Genomic DNA, 13,468 nt, shown 5'->3' with positions numbered 1-13,468 from the left:
CAGCCGGACGGGACCGTCCTGCACGCCGCAGTACGACGCGCGGTCACGCGGAGTCCTGTGCACGGTCTGCCGTGCTGTCGCCGAGAGCGCGAAGTGCGCTGAGAGCGGCGGCGATCGCGGGTTCGTGCGCTGTGCCGTGACGGACGGCGGTCTCGATCGCGCGAGTGAGGGTCCTGTCGGTCACCGGTCGTGCGGTCAGCGTCGGCGGGAGACGGGTTGCGGCCATGCGCGGGATGAGGACGGTGTGGCCGCCGCTCGCGGCGAGGGCGATCATGGCGGAGAAGTCGGTGCAGGTGTGCCGTACTTGAGGGGTGAAGCCAGCCGACCGGCAGGCCTGGAGGACGGCGTCTCCGCAGGCTGTCTGCGGCGGGGCGGAGATCCACGGGGTGTCCGCGAGCTCCCGCAGGTCGACCGGGTTCCCCTCGGGGCCGGCTGCCGGGTGGTCGCTGCGCAGGACCGCAACCAGTGGATCGGTCCGCAGGACGCAGGTCTCGACGCCGGGGTGTGGGGGTGTGGCGAGGTTGGTGTAGCGGTAGAGCAGGGCGATGTCGGCGCGCCGCCGGAGCAGCAGCCGTACGGCGGCTTCGGGTTCGGCCTCGGTGATGTGCAGGCGCAGGTTGCGGTGGGTGCTTTCCAGGGCTTCACCGAGAGGGGCGGCCACGGGGGCGAGGGCGCTGGGGAAGCAGGCGAGACGCAGGGCGCCGGTCGGCTCCCCGGCGGCGGTGTGCAGCCGGTCTTGGGCTCGTTCGAGAGCGATGAGCACGTGCTCGGTGTCGTCGGCCAGCTGCTCTCCGGCGGCGGTGAGGTGGATGGAGCGGCCCGTGCGTTCCAGCAGGCGGGTCCCGGTCTCGTCCTCCAGCAGTCGAAGCTGCTGCGAGACGGCGGAGGGCGTGACGCGGTGGAGCTCGGCCACGGCGGTCACCGTGCCATGGGCGGCCAGGTCGCGGAGAAGGACGAGTCGTCGCACATCGAGCATTAGTTCATCTTAAAGACGTGCTGTAGGAAATGTAGCTGGACACGGGAACGCGTGTACGGCGACCCTGGCTGCTCCAGCCCAGGCCCCGAGCAGTGCCAGGAGAGTTCCGTGCGCGCCACAGTGATCCACGGCCCCCACGACATCCGGATCGAGGAGGTGCCCGACCCGGTCGTCCGGCACCCTACCGACGCGCTGGTCCGCGTGGTGAACGCCTGCATCTGCGGCAGCGACCTGTGGGCGTACCGCGGTGTGGCGTCCCGCACGGCCGGCCAGCGCATCGGCCACGAGTTCCTCGGCGTTGTCGAGGCGGTCGGCGCCGAGGTGCGGGACTTCCGCCCCGGCGACTTCGTGGTCGCCCCGTTCGTGTGGTCCGACGGCACCTGCGACTTCTGCCGCGAGGGCCTGCACACCTCCTGCCCACAGGGCGGCTTCTGGGGTGAGGTCGGCTCCGACGGCGGCCAGGGCGAGGCGGTGCGGGTGCCGTGCGCCGACGGCACCCTGGTGCGGCTGCCCGAGGAGACCGCCGGCGAGGAGAAGCTGCTGCCCGGCCTGCTCGCGCTCTCCGACGTGATGAGCACCGGCCACCACGCGGCCGTGACGGCCGGTGTGCGGCCGGGCGCTACCGTCGCGGTGGTCGGCGACGGCGCCGTCGGCCTGTGCGGTGTGCTCGCCGCCCGGCGGATCGGCGCGGGCCGGATCATCGCGCTGGGCCGGCACGAGGACCGCACCGCGATCGCCCGAGCGTTCGGTGCCACCGACGTGGTCGCTGAGCGCGGTGACGCGGCGGTCGCGGCGGTCAGGGAGCTGACCGGCGGCCAGGGCGCCCACGCCGTCCTGGAGGCCGTCGGCACCGAGGAGTCCCTGCGGACGGCCATCTCGATCGCCCGCGACGGCGGCGCGGTCGGCTACGTCGGCGTCCCGCACGGCGGCAGCGCCGGCGTCGCCCTCGGCGAGATGTTCGACCGCAACATCTCGCTGCGCGGCGGCGTGGCCCCGGCCCGCGCCTACATCCCCGAGCTGCTGCCGGACGTCCTGTCCGGCGCGATCGACCCGGGTCTGGTCTTCGACCGCACCGTCGACCTCGACGGCGTGCCCGGCGGCTACCGGGCTATGGACACCCGCGAGGCGCTGAAGGTCCGCATCGCCTTCTGACCTGGCCCTGCGCACGCCCGGACGGATCCGCTCAGCGGCCGGTCTCTCGTCCCCGATCCCGATAGCGGCGAGGAGTGCGAGGCCTACATCCTCAAGGAAGCGTTCTGGGCTCCGCCCGCCCAGGCCCCTGCGGCCCCGTGTGAACCAGCGCCGTTCTCGTTCCCGGGGACAAAACCGACCCGTCGTCGTCCTCGTCGATCACGCACTCGACTCCGGGTCTGATCCCTGAAGCCGCTCTCCAGGGCGCTGTGCGTGGACCCGGCGCACGTGCTGCACCGTCACCGCCGCCGGGAGACCGGCCAGGAAGAGGGACAGCCCCACCGGGAGCACCCCCGCCCACACCGTCGGTGAGACGTACGCGGTGCCGGACGTACCGTCCACCAGCCAGGCACGGACCGGTTGGGTACCGAGGTCGCCCTCGACGGGGACGTCGAACGACGAGCCGCCGCCGTCCGGGGTGAAGGCGCCCGAGCAGGACGTCGATGTTCCCGCATTGGCCACGGTGTTGTCGTACGTCCGGCAGTCGGCCGCGGTCACGGTGCCGGGCTCGCCCCACAGCGCCGCCCGCAGCTCTGCGGTGAAGTTCGCCAGTACGACGTAGGCCAGAACCAGCCCGACCAGACAGGCCGGCGCCAGCCACGGGGCGGGTCCGACCTGCTCCGGCCTGCCCTGTTGCCCGTCCAGAACGTTCCCACCCTCGCTCATCCCCACCCTCGGATCGCCGACGGACCTCCATGGTGACCGATCCCGAGGCGCCCTCGGAAGGCCCTCCATGACGTGCTGGCGGGCCCGCACGATCGCCGATGCGCCGGCGGACGATGACCCCGCCCAGCCGCAGCGCGCAGGACCGGCCGGAGCCCGCGGACGCGCTGGCCGCCGCACGGCACGGCCACGCACCGGCCGGCGGACCCTGACCGGGGACACCGTCGGCCCTGGTAGGCCGCCGGCAGGCCGACGTGCCGTTCCCGGTGTGCCCGCCTCTGCATCCGGCCGACGGCCGACCGGCGAACCAGACATGTAGTGCCAGGTCGTCGGCACGGAACGCGAGGCAGGGCATGGACCTACGAGGTGCACGGATCCTGGTGCCGGGTGCCACCGGGGAGATCGGGGCGGCGCTCGCCGTACGGCTGCACGCCCTCGGCGCCCGCACGGCACTGGCCGGACGTGACCGCGAGACACTCACCCGTGTCTCGGCGGCGTGCGAGCACGCTCCCGCACGCACCTTCGACGCCTGGGACACCGACTCCTGTGCGAAGACCGTCGACTGGGCGGCGGCGGAACTGGGCGGCCTGGACGGCGTCGTCGTCTGCGTCGGAGTCGCGGCCTTCGGGCCGGCCGGGGAGGTGGAGGACGCGGTGTCCGAACACCTGATGGCGGTGAACGCGCTGGCCCCCATGGCGTTCCTGCGGGCCGCCGGGGACCGGTTGCCCGAGGGCGGCGTCCTCGCGGCCGTCACCGGGACCGTCGCCGAGGCGGCCCCGGCCCGGATGGCGGACTACGCCGCCGCCAAGGCCGCGCTGGCCACCTGGCTGACGGCGGTCCGCCGCGAGCAGCGACGCCGGGGCGTGACCGTGCTGGAGATCAACCTGCCCCACATGGAGACGGGCTTCGCCGGGCGCGCCGTCGTGGGCCAAGCGCCGCCGCTGCCGCGGGGACTGCCCGTTCCGGAGACGGTGGACGTGATCGTGCGGGCGCTGTCCGAGGGGGCGGGACGCGTGCGTCCCGGCAGCGGCGCGGCACTCGAAGTGGTGCGGTAGGGCGCACATGCCGAGGAGACGTCTCCCATACAGCCCTTCGTCCCACCGCGCCCGGCCCGCAGAGGCGCTGACCCCGCTGGCTCCGCGTACGGTGCGGCGCGTGCTGTTCCGGCAGCGCTGGCGGGACCTGGTGTTCCTGCACTGGCCCGCCGACCCGTTCGAGGTGGCCCGGCTGCTGCCGGCCGGCACCGTGCCCGACCTCCACCAGGGCCGGGCGTACGTCGGCCTGGTCTTCTTCCGCATGGACGACCTCGCCTTCGGCCGGACGCCGGCCCTGCCGTACCTGGGAAGCTTCGGCGAGGTCAACGTCCGCCTGTACAGCCGCGACGCCACGGGACGGCGCGGGGTGGTGTTCCGTTCGCTCGACTGCGACCGACTGCTGCCCGTACTCACGGCCCGCGGCGCGTTCGGCCTGCCCTACCGGTGGTCCCGCATCCACAGCCGGTGGTCCGACAGCCGGCTGCTGTACCGCACCGGTCGCCGCCAGGGTGCGCGAGCCGGGGCACAGGTGTGGCTGGACGTGGCCGACGAGCCGGTGGCGGCCACGCCGCTGGAGGAGTTCCTCACCCAGCGCTGGGGGCTGCACGAGCGGTTCCTCGGGCGCACCTACTATCTGCCCAACGCACACCCCGCCTGGTCCTTCCGCAGGTGCACCCTGCTGGGCTGGGAGGACGACCTGGTCGCGGCGGCCGGGCTGTCGAGGCCGCAGGGCGAGCCCGTGAGCGTTCTGTACGCTCCCGGCCTCCCGGTGCTCTTCGGCCCGCCGGTGCCCCTGCCCGCACCCGGCACCTGGCCCGGCTGACCTGCCCCGGCACGACGGCGCCGCGATCAGTCCGCCGGCTTCCGCCGGTCCATGGCGGCCAGCAGCTCTCCGGCCGCCCACCCGGGCCCCCGCCGCCGTACCTCCGCGGCCAGTTCGGGCATACGCGCGCTCACGGTCCGCCACAGCGTCCTGAGCGCCGCGGGGACGTCGGCCGGCGACAGCGTGTTCGGGTCGAGCACCACACCGGCACCGGCGCGCTCCGCGTCCCGGGCCACGGAGAACTGGTCGCTGGAGAACGGCAGCACCACCGCGGGCACGCCCGCCCGCAGACATTCGGTGAAGGAGTTGCTGCCACCGTGGTGCACCATCGCGTCCACCTGTTCCAGCAGCGCGCGCTGGGGCACCGACGGCACCACCACGGCCCGTCCGCCCGCGAGATCGGCCAGCGCGGCGGCCCGTTCTCCGGCCGCGACGACGACCGACACGTCCGGCATGCCGTCGAGCAGGCCCGTGACGACGGTGCGCAGGACGTCGTCGCGCGCGGACAGGAACGTGCCGAGCGCGACGAGGACGACCCTCTCGCCGCTCGAACGCAGCATCTTCAGGCGCGCGTCCCACTCCGCGTCGAGCGGTTCCGGGGCCGCGGCCATGTGCCCGGCGAACAGGCGCACCGGACCCGGCGCAGGCGCCGGCAGCCAGCGCAACGCCGGGTAGGCGTAGACGACGGCGTGCGGCGAGCTGAGGGCGAAGGCCCGGCCCGGAGCCGGCCGGGAGGGCGCGTGCCGCCGGGCGAAGGCCGCGAACAGGGCGGTGAAGGCCTCGTCGTTCCGCCGCGCCGCGGCCCTCAGTTCCCGCAGCCGCTCCGGATCGGGCCGCAGCGCGTCGGGCCAGGCGTAGGGGACGCCGAAACAGGCGTCGGGGCCGGAGAGCACATAGCTGGGATGCCCGGGGCAGAAGGTCGCGTAAGGCACGCCCAGGCAGTGCAGGGCCAGGGTGACCGGGTAGCTGAGCTGGTCCACGACGTACCAGTCGGGGCGCAGCCGCCGGTCGGCCGAGCGCAGCGCGTCGAGCACCCCGTCCGGGTCGGCCAGCATGTCAGCCCGCCGATGGCGGGCCTGGGCCAGCAGCGCCGGCACGGCGCCCTCCCTGGTGGCGTCCAGGAACTCCGCCAGCCGGGCCGCCTCCCGGGCATCCTGCTCGGTCGCCTCGGCCACCCCGGTGTTGGCGTTGCGCGTCACGGACAGCGGCTCGAAGCCCACCCCGGCCTCCCGCGCCAGGTGCTCGAACGCCGGAGCGCAGGCGAAGTACACGTCCGCACCGCGCCGGCGCAGCGCCCCGGCCAGGACCGACAGCGGTCGCGCGTGGGACATGAACGGGGGACTTACGACAACGACACGCGACATGCGAACCCCTCGGCCAAGGCATCTTCCGCCCGCTGTCCAGCAGACCCGGGCCAGCGCATCGTAGCCACGTCCGGGCAGGTCGGACGGTGTGGCGATCAGCACCGCAGGCAGGTGCATCCAGAAGGCCGACCCCCCGCGAACCACAGAGGTCAGCGCCGTCCCTGAGACAGGAGAACCCGTGGCCGGCACCGCTTCCGCACCCCCCTCGGCGGCTCACGACCCCGCACGGCCGGGAGGAACGGGCCACGAAACCCGCGACCCCTTGGTGGCCGCCCGCACCGCGTTCTTCAACGGCTCCGGCTGGACCGCACACCTCCCCGAGGCGAGACACGACAGACGTCTTGCGGACGCGCAGGGTGAACTGGCGAAACTGCTGGAAGCCGAGTACGGGCTGCGGCCGCGGGTCGTCCCGCCCGGCGAGGGACCCGGGGTCGACCGCCGGGACAAGGCCGTGGCGGGACTGCGCCGCGCCGCCCGGCTGGGCGTACCGCTGACGCCGGAGGCCCTGCTCGCCCACCGGGAGGGCGACCCCCGCCTCACGGCCGTGCTGACGGAGCTGTGGCCGGAGACCGTTCGCTGGCAAGGCCCCCGGCACGCCGAGGAGGTACTGCGCGCCCTGCTCGGCGAGTCCCGCGACGGGCCGGTCGCAGGCCACCTCCTGGATCTCGCGGTGGCCGCCGGCCTGCATCCCCTCACCCCGGTCGAGAGCGCGTCGCTCGCGCGCACCACCACGCACCGGGCCGTACGCCACTCCGCCTGGCGGTACCTGAGTCAACTCCCCGGCGGCCCCGCCCATTTGCCCCGTCCTTCCCAGGCCGGGGACGCCTACGAACGGCTCCTGCTGGCGCCCCCGGCACCCGCGTTCGGCCCGCAGAGGCAGGGGCCCGCGGGCCGGCTGGTCGCCCAGAGCATGCTGCTGGGCGGTCTGGACACCCCGGGGCAGGGGACGAGCGGTGGACTGGCGGTGCTGCTGGGCGGGCTCGGCGACCGGCTGGCCGCGACCGACGGGATATCGGGCGTCGTCACCGTCGTGACCGCCGGGCACGAGGACCTCGCCGCCGACGACCGGCTCGCCCACGAACGCGCCCCCGGGCACTGGGTCCTGCGGCTCCCCGTGGACGCCCCCGCGGCCCCGGCGCAGGCTGAGATGCACCGCCACCGCCCCGCACTCACCTGGTGGGCGGTCCGCCTGCTCGGCGCCCTGCCACGGCCCCTGGACATCCTGCACGTCAGATACGCCGACGACGGCAGCCTGGCCCTCGCCGACGCCGCTGAGCGCCTGGGCGCCGCGCTGGTCTTCACGGCCACACCCGACCCGCACCGCGGACTCGCCGAACGCCATGCCGCGAGCGATCCCGCCGACCCCACGGCGGCGGACGCCCTCCGGCACGATCTGCACCGGGTCTTCCTGGCCGACCGGCTCGTCGAGCGCGCGGACACCGTCGTCGGCATCCCCGGACGCGGCGGCACCCGCGAACTCGTCCGCCACTTCCCCGGCCTCGCCCGGCTCAACGAAGGACGCGGACCCAGCGCCCCGCCCGAAGGCATCGCTCCCTACCGGCCCGCACCCGACGAGGACGACCTGCGGCGCGAGGCGCTCAAGCGGCTCTACCGGGACGGGACACGCCCCGACGCCCTCGACTCCCGGGACCGCGAACTTCCCGTCCTGCTGTGCGTGGGCCGGCTGCACCCGGTCAAGCAGCAGGACCTCCTGGTCCGGTCCTGGCTGGCGACAGGCGCCCACCACACCACGACCCTCGTCCTCATCGGCGGCAGCCCCGGCACCGGCACCGCCGTGGAGGACGACATCCGCCGCCGCATCGACACCCTCCTTGCCCAGCACCCGCAGGCCGCGCGCCGCCTGGCGCTGCTGCCGGCCCTGCCGAACACCGAGGTACGCCGACTGCAGCGTGCCCTGGCACAGCGCACGGCCGGCGCCTGCTGCTGGTACGTCTGCCCGAGCGCGAAGGAGGAGTTCGGGATAGCGGTCCTGGAGGCGATGGACGCCGGCCTTCCCGTCGCCGGTCCGCGCCGCGGGGGAGTCGCGCACTACCTCCGCGACCAGGTCAACGGCCTCCTGATGGACACATCCGGCCAGGCGGGCCTGATGCGGGGCCTACGGCGGGTCGCCGCCACCTCCGTCGACGACCGGCGCCGTTACGCGGCTGCGGGCAGGAAGCTGGTCGCCGAGCGGTTCTCCGTGACACGCATGGCGGACGAACTGGCCGCCGAGTACACCGCCCTGCACACCGGCTGACCCGTGTGCGCAGGCCCCGCGACGAGAGAGGTGAGGCCGAGCAGCGGCTCGGCCTCACCACAGCAGTGTGCCCGGCCCGCCCTTGAACGGCCCGCGCACCTCCGAGGTGATCCAGCCGCCGTAGAAGTCGCCCTCCTGCGCCGTGACGTCCTCTCCGCCGACCGTGCAGCGGTCCATGCGGCTCGGGTAGAAGGCGAAGTAGTCCTTGAGGGCCGTGAAGCCGGGTTCGGGACGGGGATAGCTCCAGGCGGCGCCGGCGCGTACGTCGTCTCCCACGACGACGTCCCAGTACCGGGCCGAGCCCTTCCACTCGCACCAGGTCCGGCCCGAGAGCGCCGGGATCAGCAGTTCCGTACGGACGTCCGCCGGAGGGATGTAGAACACCGGCGGATGACTGGTCTCCAGGACCCGGACGGACTTCCGGGTCTCCACCACCACCTGGCCCGCGCACTCGACCCGCACGACGCGGTCGTCTTCCCGTACGGCGGGCGGGCGTGGGTAGTCCCAGACGGACTCGGGCGCCCGCGGGGCGGAATGCGGCACGCGTCGTTCCGACAGCGGATCCAGGTACACCTCGTCCTCGTAGCACCAGGCCCACTCCTGGCCGCGGGCCAGGGCGCGGGCCACCGGATGGCCGCTGGAGTCGAAGTGCGCCGTCGCGTGAGCGCCGGGAGAGCTGTCGCTGCAGCCCACATGGCCGCAGGTCAGGCAGAGCAGCAGATCGGCCGGCACACGGTCGCCTGCCGCGCACGTCGTGCATGTCTCGCTCAGCGGCGCCGGTTCGGCCGTCCAGGTGTGGGAACAGGACCTCCCCGAGGGCCGTCCGCCGTCGTGCCGGGGCGCCCACTTCGTCATCGGTGATCACCGGCCGGTGCAGTGCTGTCCACGATCTCTCCTCCGTCGTCTCTCGTCTCTCCCCTTGCTTCACCCCCACCCCGTGCAGGAGATGCAGGCGGCGGGCAAGTGCGCCGCCGTTCAGCGAGGCCGGCGAGTGCCGTCGTGTCGGTGTCGGCCGGGAGCGAACGCGGCAGTCAGGGCGCACACAACCGGCGCGGACGGCCGGGACTTTGTTCCCCTACCTCCAGCGCCACGGCCAAGAGATTGCCATCGGCTTCGCTGATGAGCAGGTCAAGACCGTCAGGTGAACGACTGGCAACTTCGTGACGGTCAGCGCAGGTCGGCATCCCGTGCCGAACGATCTGCGGCCGCGTCAGCCGGGGACGGGAACCTTCGGATCGCGGGACACATGGCAGCTGGACCCGATGCCATCGGTACAGAGCAACAACCGCTACACCTACGGCAATGCCACCCCCTGAATTCCCTCGACCCTCTCGGGCATGCGACCAGGTTCGCCACCAGAGGGACGGCGACCTCACGCCCAGCGTGGCACGGCACCAGCTCCGGGGGGAGCCGGTACTACGGAGCCCTCGCCGCATACCGGATGCTCAGGTACCGGATGCTCAGGAAGCGAAGTCCCATGGGATACCTCGCGGGCAAAGCGATCGAGCGTTTCCTGGACCGCCCCACCATCACCATTTTCCAGCCCCGGGCTACCCCGAGGAACGGCGGAACCGTGAGTCAGCCTGCCGGCTCTTCAGGTCTCGTAGACACTGGTCATGGCCGTGGGCCGGGCACGGGTACCGGCACAGGTGCTGGCGGGGGCGGCGGTACCGGCACGGGCAGCGGTGGGGGCAGCGGCAACTGCTCGAATGCCTGCGTGATCATTCCGCCAGCGCCACCGATCGATCAGAATCCCAACAATGGTCCGAACCCGGCGGCGGCGCCGGCACGGGACAAACCCGAGGCTGACTGGGATCGCACTGTTGGTTTCTGGGACTTGAGCAAGGGTTGGGATGCCATTTTCGAAATGGCTGACATGCTCGGATTGATTGACGACGAGGAATATACGCCAGAGGAGCTCCGGGATCGCCTGCTCGACCCTTATCTTGACGAGGCCCGAAATCCAAGAGGGGACTCGCGAAACGCTGACAGGCGTGACGATCAGTCCGGAAATAACGCAACAGGTATGATCACGCCTCCCGATTACTAAAAGCTTCCGCCTGGCCGAAACCGCGCGCGTGGGCACTTGGCGGGATGTCAATTTGGTGGGTCCGGTACCGACCTGCGCAACTTGGTACCCTTGCATCGGGCGGCTAACAGTCCGGCAATGAGTAAGATCGAGAATCGTATTGCCAATGAAGTTAAAGGAGGGCGGGCGGTCCATTATGAAGTAACACCCGTCTATACAAACCCGAAATCTGGAATCCCTGGCCTGGTTCACATGGAAGCGCATGGGAAGAGCGGTATAGACGTCGACTGTTGCATAATAAATTCCGCTACCGAGGAGGATGCGGTGTGCTCCTCCGAGGAATACGGCAGGTGACCGAAGTGACTGGTGTTTGGGAATCGTTGATCGGGGAGCGGGAACGCTTTCGTTCAGCGTCTGTGAGGTCCTGGGAGGCCGTGGAGGGCTGGCTGGGACATGGACTTCCTGCGGATTACAGGGAACTTGTCGACGGATACGGTGACGCTATTCTGTTCGGACATCTTTTTGTTCCGCACCCCGAGGGTGGCGACCCGCTGCTGACTTTTATGCAGGAGGAAAAACGAGACTTGCACGCCGCTTTTCTTGATGTTCGAGAAATTCCGGCGAGTGTGCAATCGGTGTGGGATTGTGTCATTCCGTGGGCTTATCACGACTGGAATGGAGACGTGTGCCTACTCGTTCCCGACCGGTCTGGTAATCATTGGAATGTAGCCGTGGCTTTCCGTCAATGTCCTGGCTTTCTCGTGATTGATGGAGGGGTTACGGAGTTTCTGCGACTGCTGATAGAGGAACGACGCTTCCCCCGGGGGTGGCCCACTGGAAATCCTTTGTGGCAATCTATGCCGGACAGTCCGCTCGTGTGACGAAGCAGGGGGGGGTGGCTTCTGAGCGGCGGCACGCGCCAATGAGCGATGGCGGCATCCCCGGTCCGGTCGACTGAGAACGTCCGGGCAGCAATCACCACCTCATCGTCGACGGGCAGGGCATTCACTCGCGCCTCGGTATTTTGCGGGACTGCTGTTGCCTGAACTTTTCCTGATGGGCCGCAGGCATGGATCAGGAGGAGTCGGTATGCGTACGGCAACGGAGATCCTACCCGTCCGGTAAGTACAGGTAGGTGGATGGAATTGATGGAACCGAGAAATAGCTTCGAGGTATTGGCGGAGCTGCTGCCCAGGCCACGGCCGGGCAGCGGCCCGGCCGTGGCCTGGGCAGCGGTCGAGCAAGCTTGGGGGCTTGAGTTTCCTTCTGACTACAAGAGCCTAATCGCCCACTATGGCGATGTGCTCATTGGGGATTATCTCTGGTCGCGGGCCGGTCCTGGACCTCGCCGGGGCCGGCCCGGTGCGCGTCCAGCAGCGCGCGGGCAGTCTGCTCGGGCCGGTTCCACGCCCACCAGGCCCGCGCTGTCCGTGCCCAGCCTCGCTTTGCGCTCGGCGGTCGGGAACTGGTCGGGCCGCAGATCCTTTCCGGCTTCCAGGGCGGCGCCCGCGTCGCCGAGTGCCCAGTGCACGCCGACGGCGTACAGGTCGACGGCGGCCGGGCTGATGGGGAGCAGGCGACCCGGCGGCGGCGCCTGGGGCAGCCGGCGGGCGGAGTGGCGGGCTTCCTCGACCATCGCCAGTGCCTGGGCACGCTGCCCTCCCCGGGCGGCTGTGTACGCCAGCGTGCACAGCATCTGCGCGTACGCGGCCGCTGCGGCATCCGTGCGCAGGCCAGGCGCCTCCACGTCGGCGGCCGCGGACGTCATGAGACGCTGTGCCTCGCCGTGGCGGTCCTGGTGACGCGGAACGATGGCCAGTTCCCGGGAGGCAGCGGCCGCCGCGAGTGGAGAGCCGGACACCTCGGCCCAGGTACGGGCCCGGTCTGCGGTGAGCCGGGCATGGTCGTACGAGCCCACCTTGCTGAGCACCGAGGAAGCGAGGGTACAGACGGCGGACAGCCGGGCCTGATCGAGGTCCTGGCGTGAGAGAGCGCCACGGTGCCCATCCGCGATGAGGCCGGGCAACATGGCCAAGAGCTTGCCGTGCATGCCCTTGTCGTACAGCTCGCGGGCGGCGGCCAGGCGACGGTCCAGTGGCTCCAGGCCGCTGGTGGGCGCCGGTGTGGCCCGCTCTGTGGGACAAGCAAGTCCGGTAGTCGTGACGCTGAAGCGTTCCAGGTGAGCCCCTCCAACAGTCCGGACCGGCGTACACAACCGTCCAGATGGTGGGGGGCATGCCCATATGCGCCCCCCCGTGCATCGCCACCAGAGCTCCGACCGCAGAAGACACAGCCCGCACGCGGGTAGGGAATCAGCAACACAAAAAGGCCTCCGAAGCAGGCGCACGGCTTCCCAACCGACCTGCCTCGAAGGCCAATCCCCAGGCAACCCTGGAAGGAGAAGTACCTTGACCGCACCTCTCTGTGAGGCATACCCGACCCTGTGCGCCACACACGGCGCAACCCGGTGGCATCACATCGTGATCACCATCGTGATCACTGTGACCGTGGCGGGATGCGCCGGAATGAGCCCCGAATGGCTCACGGCCATAGCCGCACTCATCGCCGCTACCGCCAGCAGCAAGTAGCGCCACGCTCCCTGCCCGGTCCGCCCGGGCAGGGAACCGCGCCACGCTCACGGGTACGGCCTGCCACGCGGCGCCTGCCCGAGCAACCCTCACCCCGAAATGTCTCCGGCTGAACTCGTCGGACTCTCAACGGGGCCCGGACCGGGCAGGGTCCGGGCCGCTCGTCTGCCGCACGCGTCCAGGGGAAAGGTACGCGTCCACGTACGGAACGACGCTGGTGAAGAACGGTCACACCAGGAAGCGAGCGCACACCCGTGGATGAGACGCACAGACGCACGCGTTCACGGTCCCTGTACAGGTCAGCGGGTGCGCATGTCGGTGTGGACCTCCACGCCGTTCTCCTCACGGCCGGTGCCCGGGCAGTCGGTCCGCTCGCGCGGACAGGACGGGCTCTCTGCGGCCGGACGGGGCCCGCCCCGCGACGGAACACCTCTGCTTCGGTGTTGTGCGGCGGCCACTCCACAGTGTCGATCCCGCCTTTACACGGTCGGCCGGCATGCCGCCGGGCACTGGCAAGCGGCCCGGGCCTGCCCTCGGACGGGA

At 71.4% G+C, this 13,468-nt stretch carries 11 protein-coding genes and 2 pseudogenes; 7 read left to right on the top strand and 6 right to left on the bottom strand.

Annotated features, from left to right (window positions below):
* Nucleotides 1-43 precede the first annotated feature (43 nt).
* Complete coding sequence (locus J2X68_RS37095) at nucleotides 44-976, bottom strand: LysR family transcriptional regulator (RefSeq protein ID WP_310437016.1); 933 nt, start codon at nucleotides 974-976, stop codon at nucleotides 44-46.
* A gap of 108 nt (nucleotides 977-1,084) precedes the next feature.
* On the opposite strand from J2X68_RS37095, the gene J2X68_RS37090 reads away from it, so the two are divergent.
* Nucleotides 1,085-2,128, top strand: a complete 1,044-nt coding sequence (locus J2X68_RS37090) for a zinc-dependent alcohol dehydrogenase family protein (protein ID WP_310437015.1) — start codon at nucleotides 1,085-1,087, stop codon at nucleotides 2,126-2,128.
* Nucleotides 2,129-2,326: 198 nt separating this feature from the next.
* On the opposite strand, the gene J2X68_RS37085 is transcribed toward J2X68_RS37090, so the two are convergent.
* Nucleotides 2,327-2,833, bottom strand: a complete 507-nt coding sequence (locus J2X68_RS37085; protein WP_310437014.1) for a hypothetical protein — start codon at nucleotides 2,831-2,833, stop codon at nucleotides 2,327-2,329.
* A gap of 350 nt (nucleotides 2,834-3,183) precedes the next feature.
* Here J2X68_RS37085 and J2X68_RS37080 point away from each other — a divergent pair, with 350 nt between their 5' ends.
* Complete coding sequence (locus J2X68_RS37080) at nucleotides 3,184-3,885, top strand: SDR family NAD(P)-dependent oxidoreductase (protein WP_310437013.1); 702 nt, start codon at nucleotides 3,184-3,186, stop codon at nucleotides 3,883-3,885.
* Nucleotides 3,886-3,985: 100 nt separating this feature from the next.
* On the top strand, nucleotides 3,986-4,687 hold the full coding sequence (locus J2X68_RS37075) for a DUF2071 domain-containing protein (RefSeq protein WP_310437012.1): 702 nt from the start codon (nucleotides 3,986-3,988) through the stop codon (nucleotides 4,685-4,687).
* Nucleotides 4,688-4,713: 26 nt separating this feature from the next.
* Here the strand turns inward: J2X68_RS37075 and J2X68_RS37070 are convergent, their stop codons facing one another.
* On the bottom strand, nucleotides 4,714-6,018 hold the full coding sequence (locus J2X68_RS37070) for a glycosyltransferase (protein ID WP_310437011.1): 1,305 nt from the start codon (nucleotides 6,016-6,018) through the stop codon (nucleotides 4,714-4,716).
* 211 nt (nucleotides 6,019-6,229) lie between these two features.
* Here J2X68_RS37070 and J2X68_RS37065 point away from each other — a divergent pair, with 211 nt between their 5' ends.
* Nucleotides 6,230-8,308 carry a glycosyltransferase family 4 protein gene (locus tag J2X68_RS37065; RefSeq protein WP_310437010.1) on the top strand — a complete coding sequence of 693 codons (2,079 nt, stop codon included), beginning with the start codon at nucleotides 6,230-6,232 and terminating at the stop codon, nucleotides 8,306-8,308.
* Nucleotides 8,309-8,362: 54 nt separating this feature from the next.
* Here the strand turns inward: J2X68_RS37065 and J2X68_RS40395 are convergent, their stop codons facing one another.
* Both J2X68_RS40395 and J2X68_RS40390 read right to left on the bottom strand, forming a co-directional pair.
* Entirely contained in the window at nucleotides 8,363-8,881 is a 519-nt protein-coding gene (locus tag J2X68_RS40395) for a DUF427 domain-containing protein (RefSeq protein ID WP_399041754.1), read from the bottom strand.
* Nucleotides 8,879-9,163: pseudogene (locus tag J2X68_RS40390) on the bottom strand (UBP-type zinc finger domain-containing protein); the annotation flags it as partial. The gene J2X68_RS40395 and the pseudogene J2X68_RS40390, both read right to left, overlap by 3 nt.
* 622 nt (nucleotides 9,164-9,785) lie before the next feature.
* Between J2X68_RS40390 and J2X68_RS37055 the strand changes: the two are divergent.
* From J2X68_RS37055 to J2X68_RS37050, 3 genes and pseudogenes are all read left to right on the top strand, one after another.
* On the top strand, nucleotides 9,786-10,358 hold the full coding sequence (locus J2X68_RS37055) for a hypothetical protein (RefSeq protein WP_310437008.1): 573 nt from the start codon (nucleotides 9,786-9,788) through the stop codon (nucleotides 10,356-10,358).
* An 18-nt stretch (nucleotides 10,359-10,376) separates the two neighbouring features.
* Nucleotides 10,377-10,691 (top strand): annotated as a pseudogene (locus J2X68_RS40385) (DNA/RNA non-specific endonuclease); the annotation flags it as partial.
* A complete protein-coding gene (locus tag J2X68_RS37050; protein WP_310437007.1) occupies nucleotides 10,688-11,218 on the top strand; it encodes a hypothetical protein in 531 nt (176 codons plus the stop codon). The pseudogene J2X68_RS40385 and the gene J2X68_RS37050, both read left to right, overlap by 4 nt.
* A 434-nt stretch (nucleotides 11,219-11,652) precedes the next feature.
* On the opposite strand, the gene J2X68_RS37045 is transcribed toward J2X68_RS37050, so the two are convergent.
* Nucleotides 11,653-12,267: a hypothetical protein gene (locus J2X68_RS37045; RefSeq protein WP_399041737.1), complete on the bottom strand. Its 615-nt coding sequence runs from the start codon at nucleotides 12,265-12,267 to the stop codon at nucleotides 11,653-11,655.
* Between the last annotated feature and the right edge of the window lie 1,201 nt (nucleotides 12,268-13,468).

The organism is Streptomyces sp. 3330, from assembly GCF_031456635.1.
GTDB lineage: Bacteria > Actinomycetota > Actinomycetes > Streptomycetales > Streptomycetaceae > Streptomyces.
This window is presented reverse-complemented; position numbering and strand designations above follow the sequence as displayed.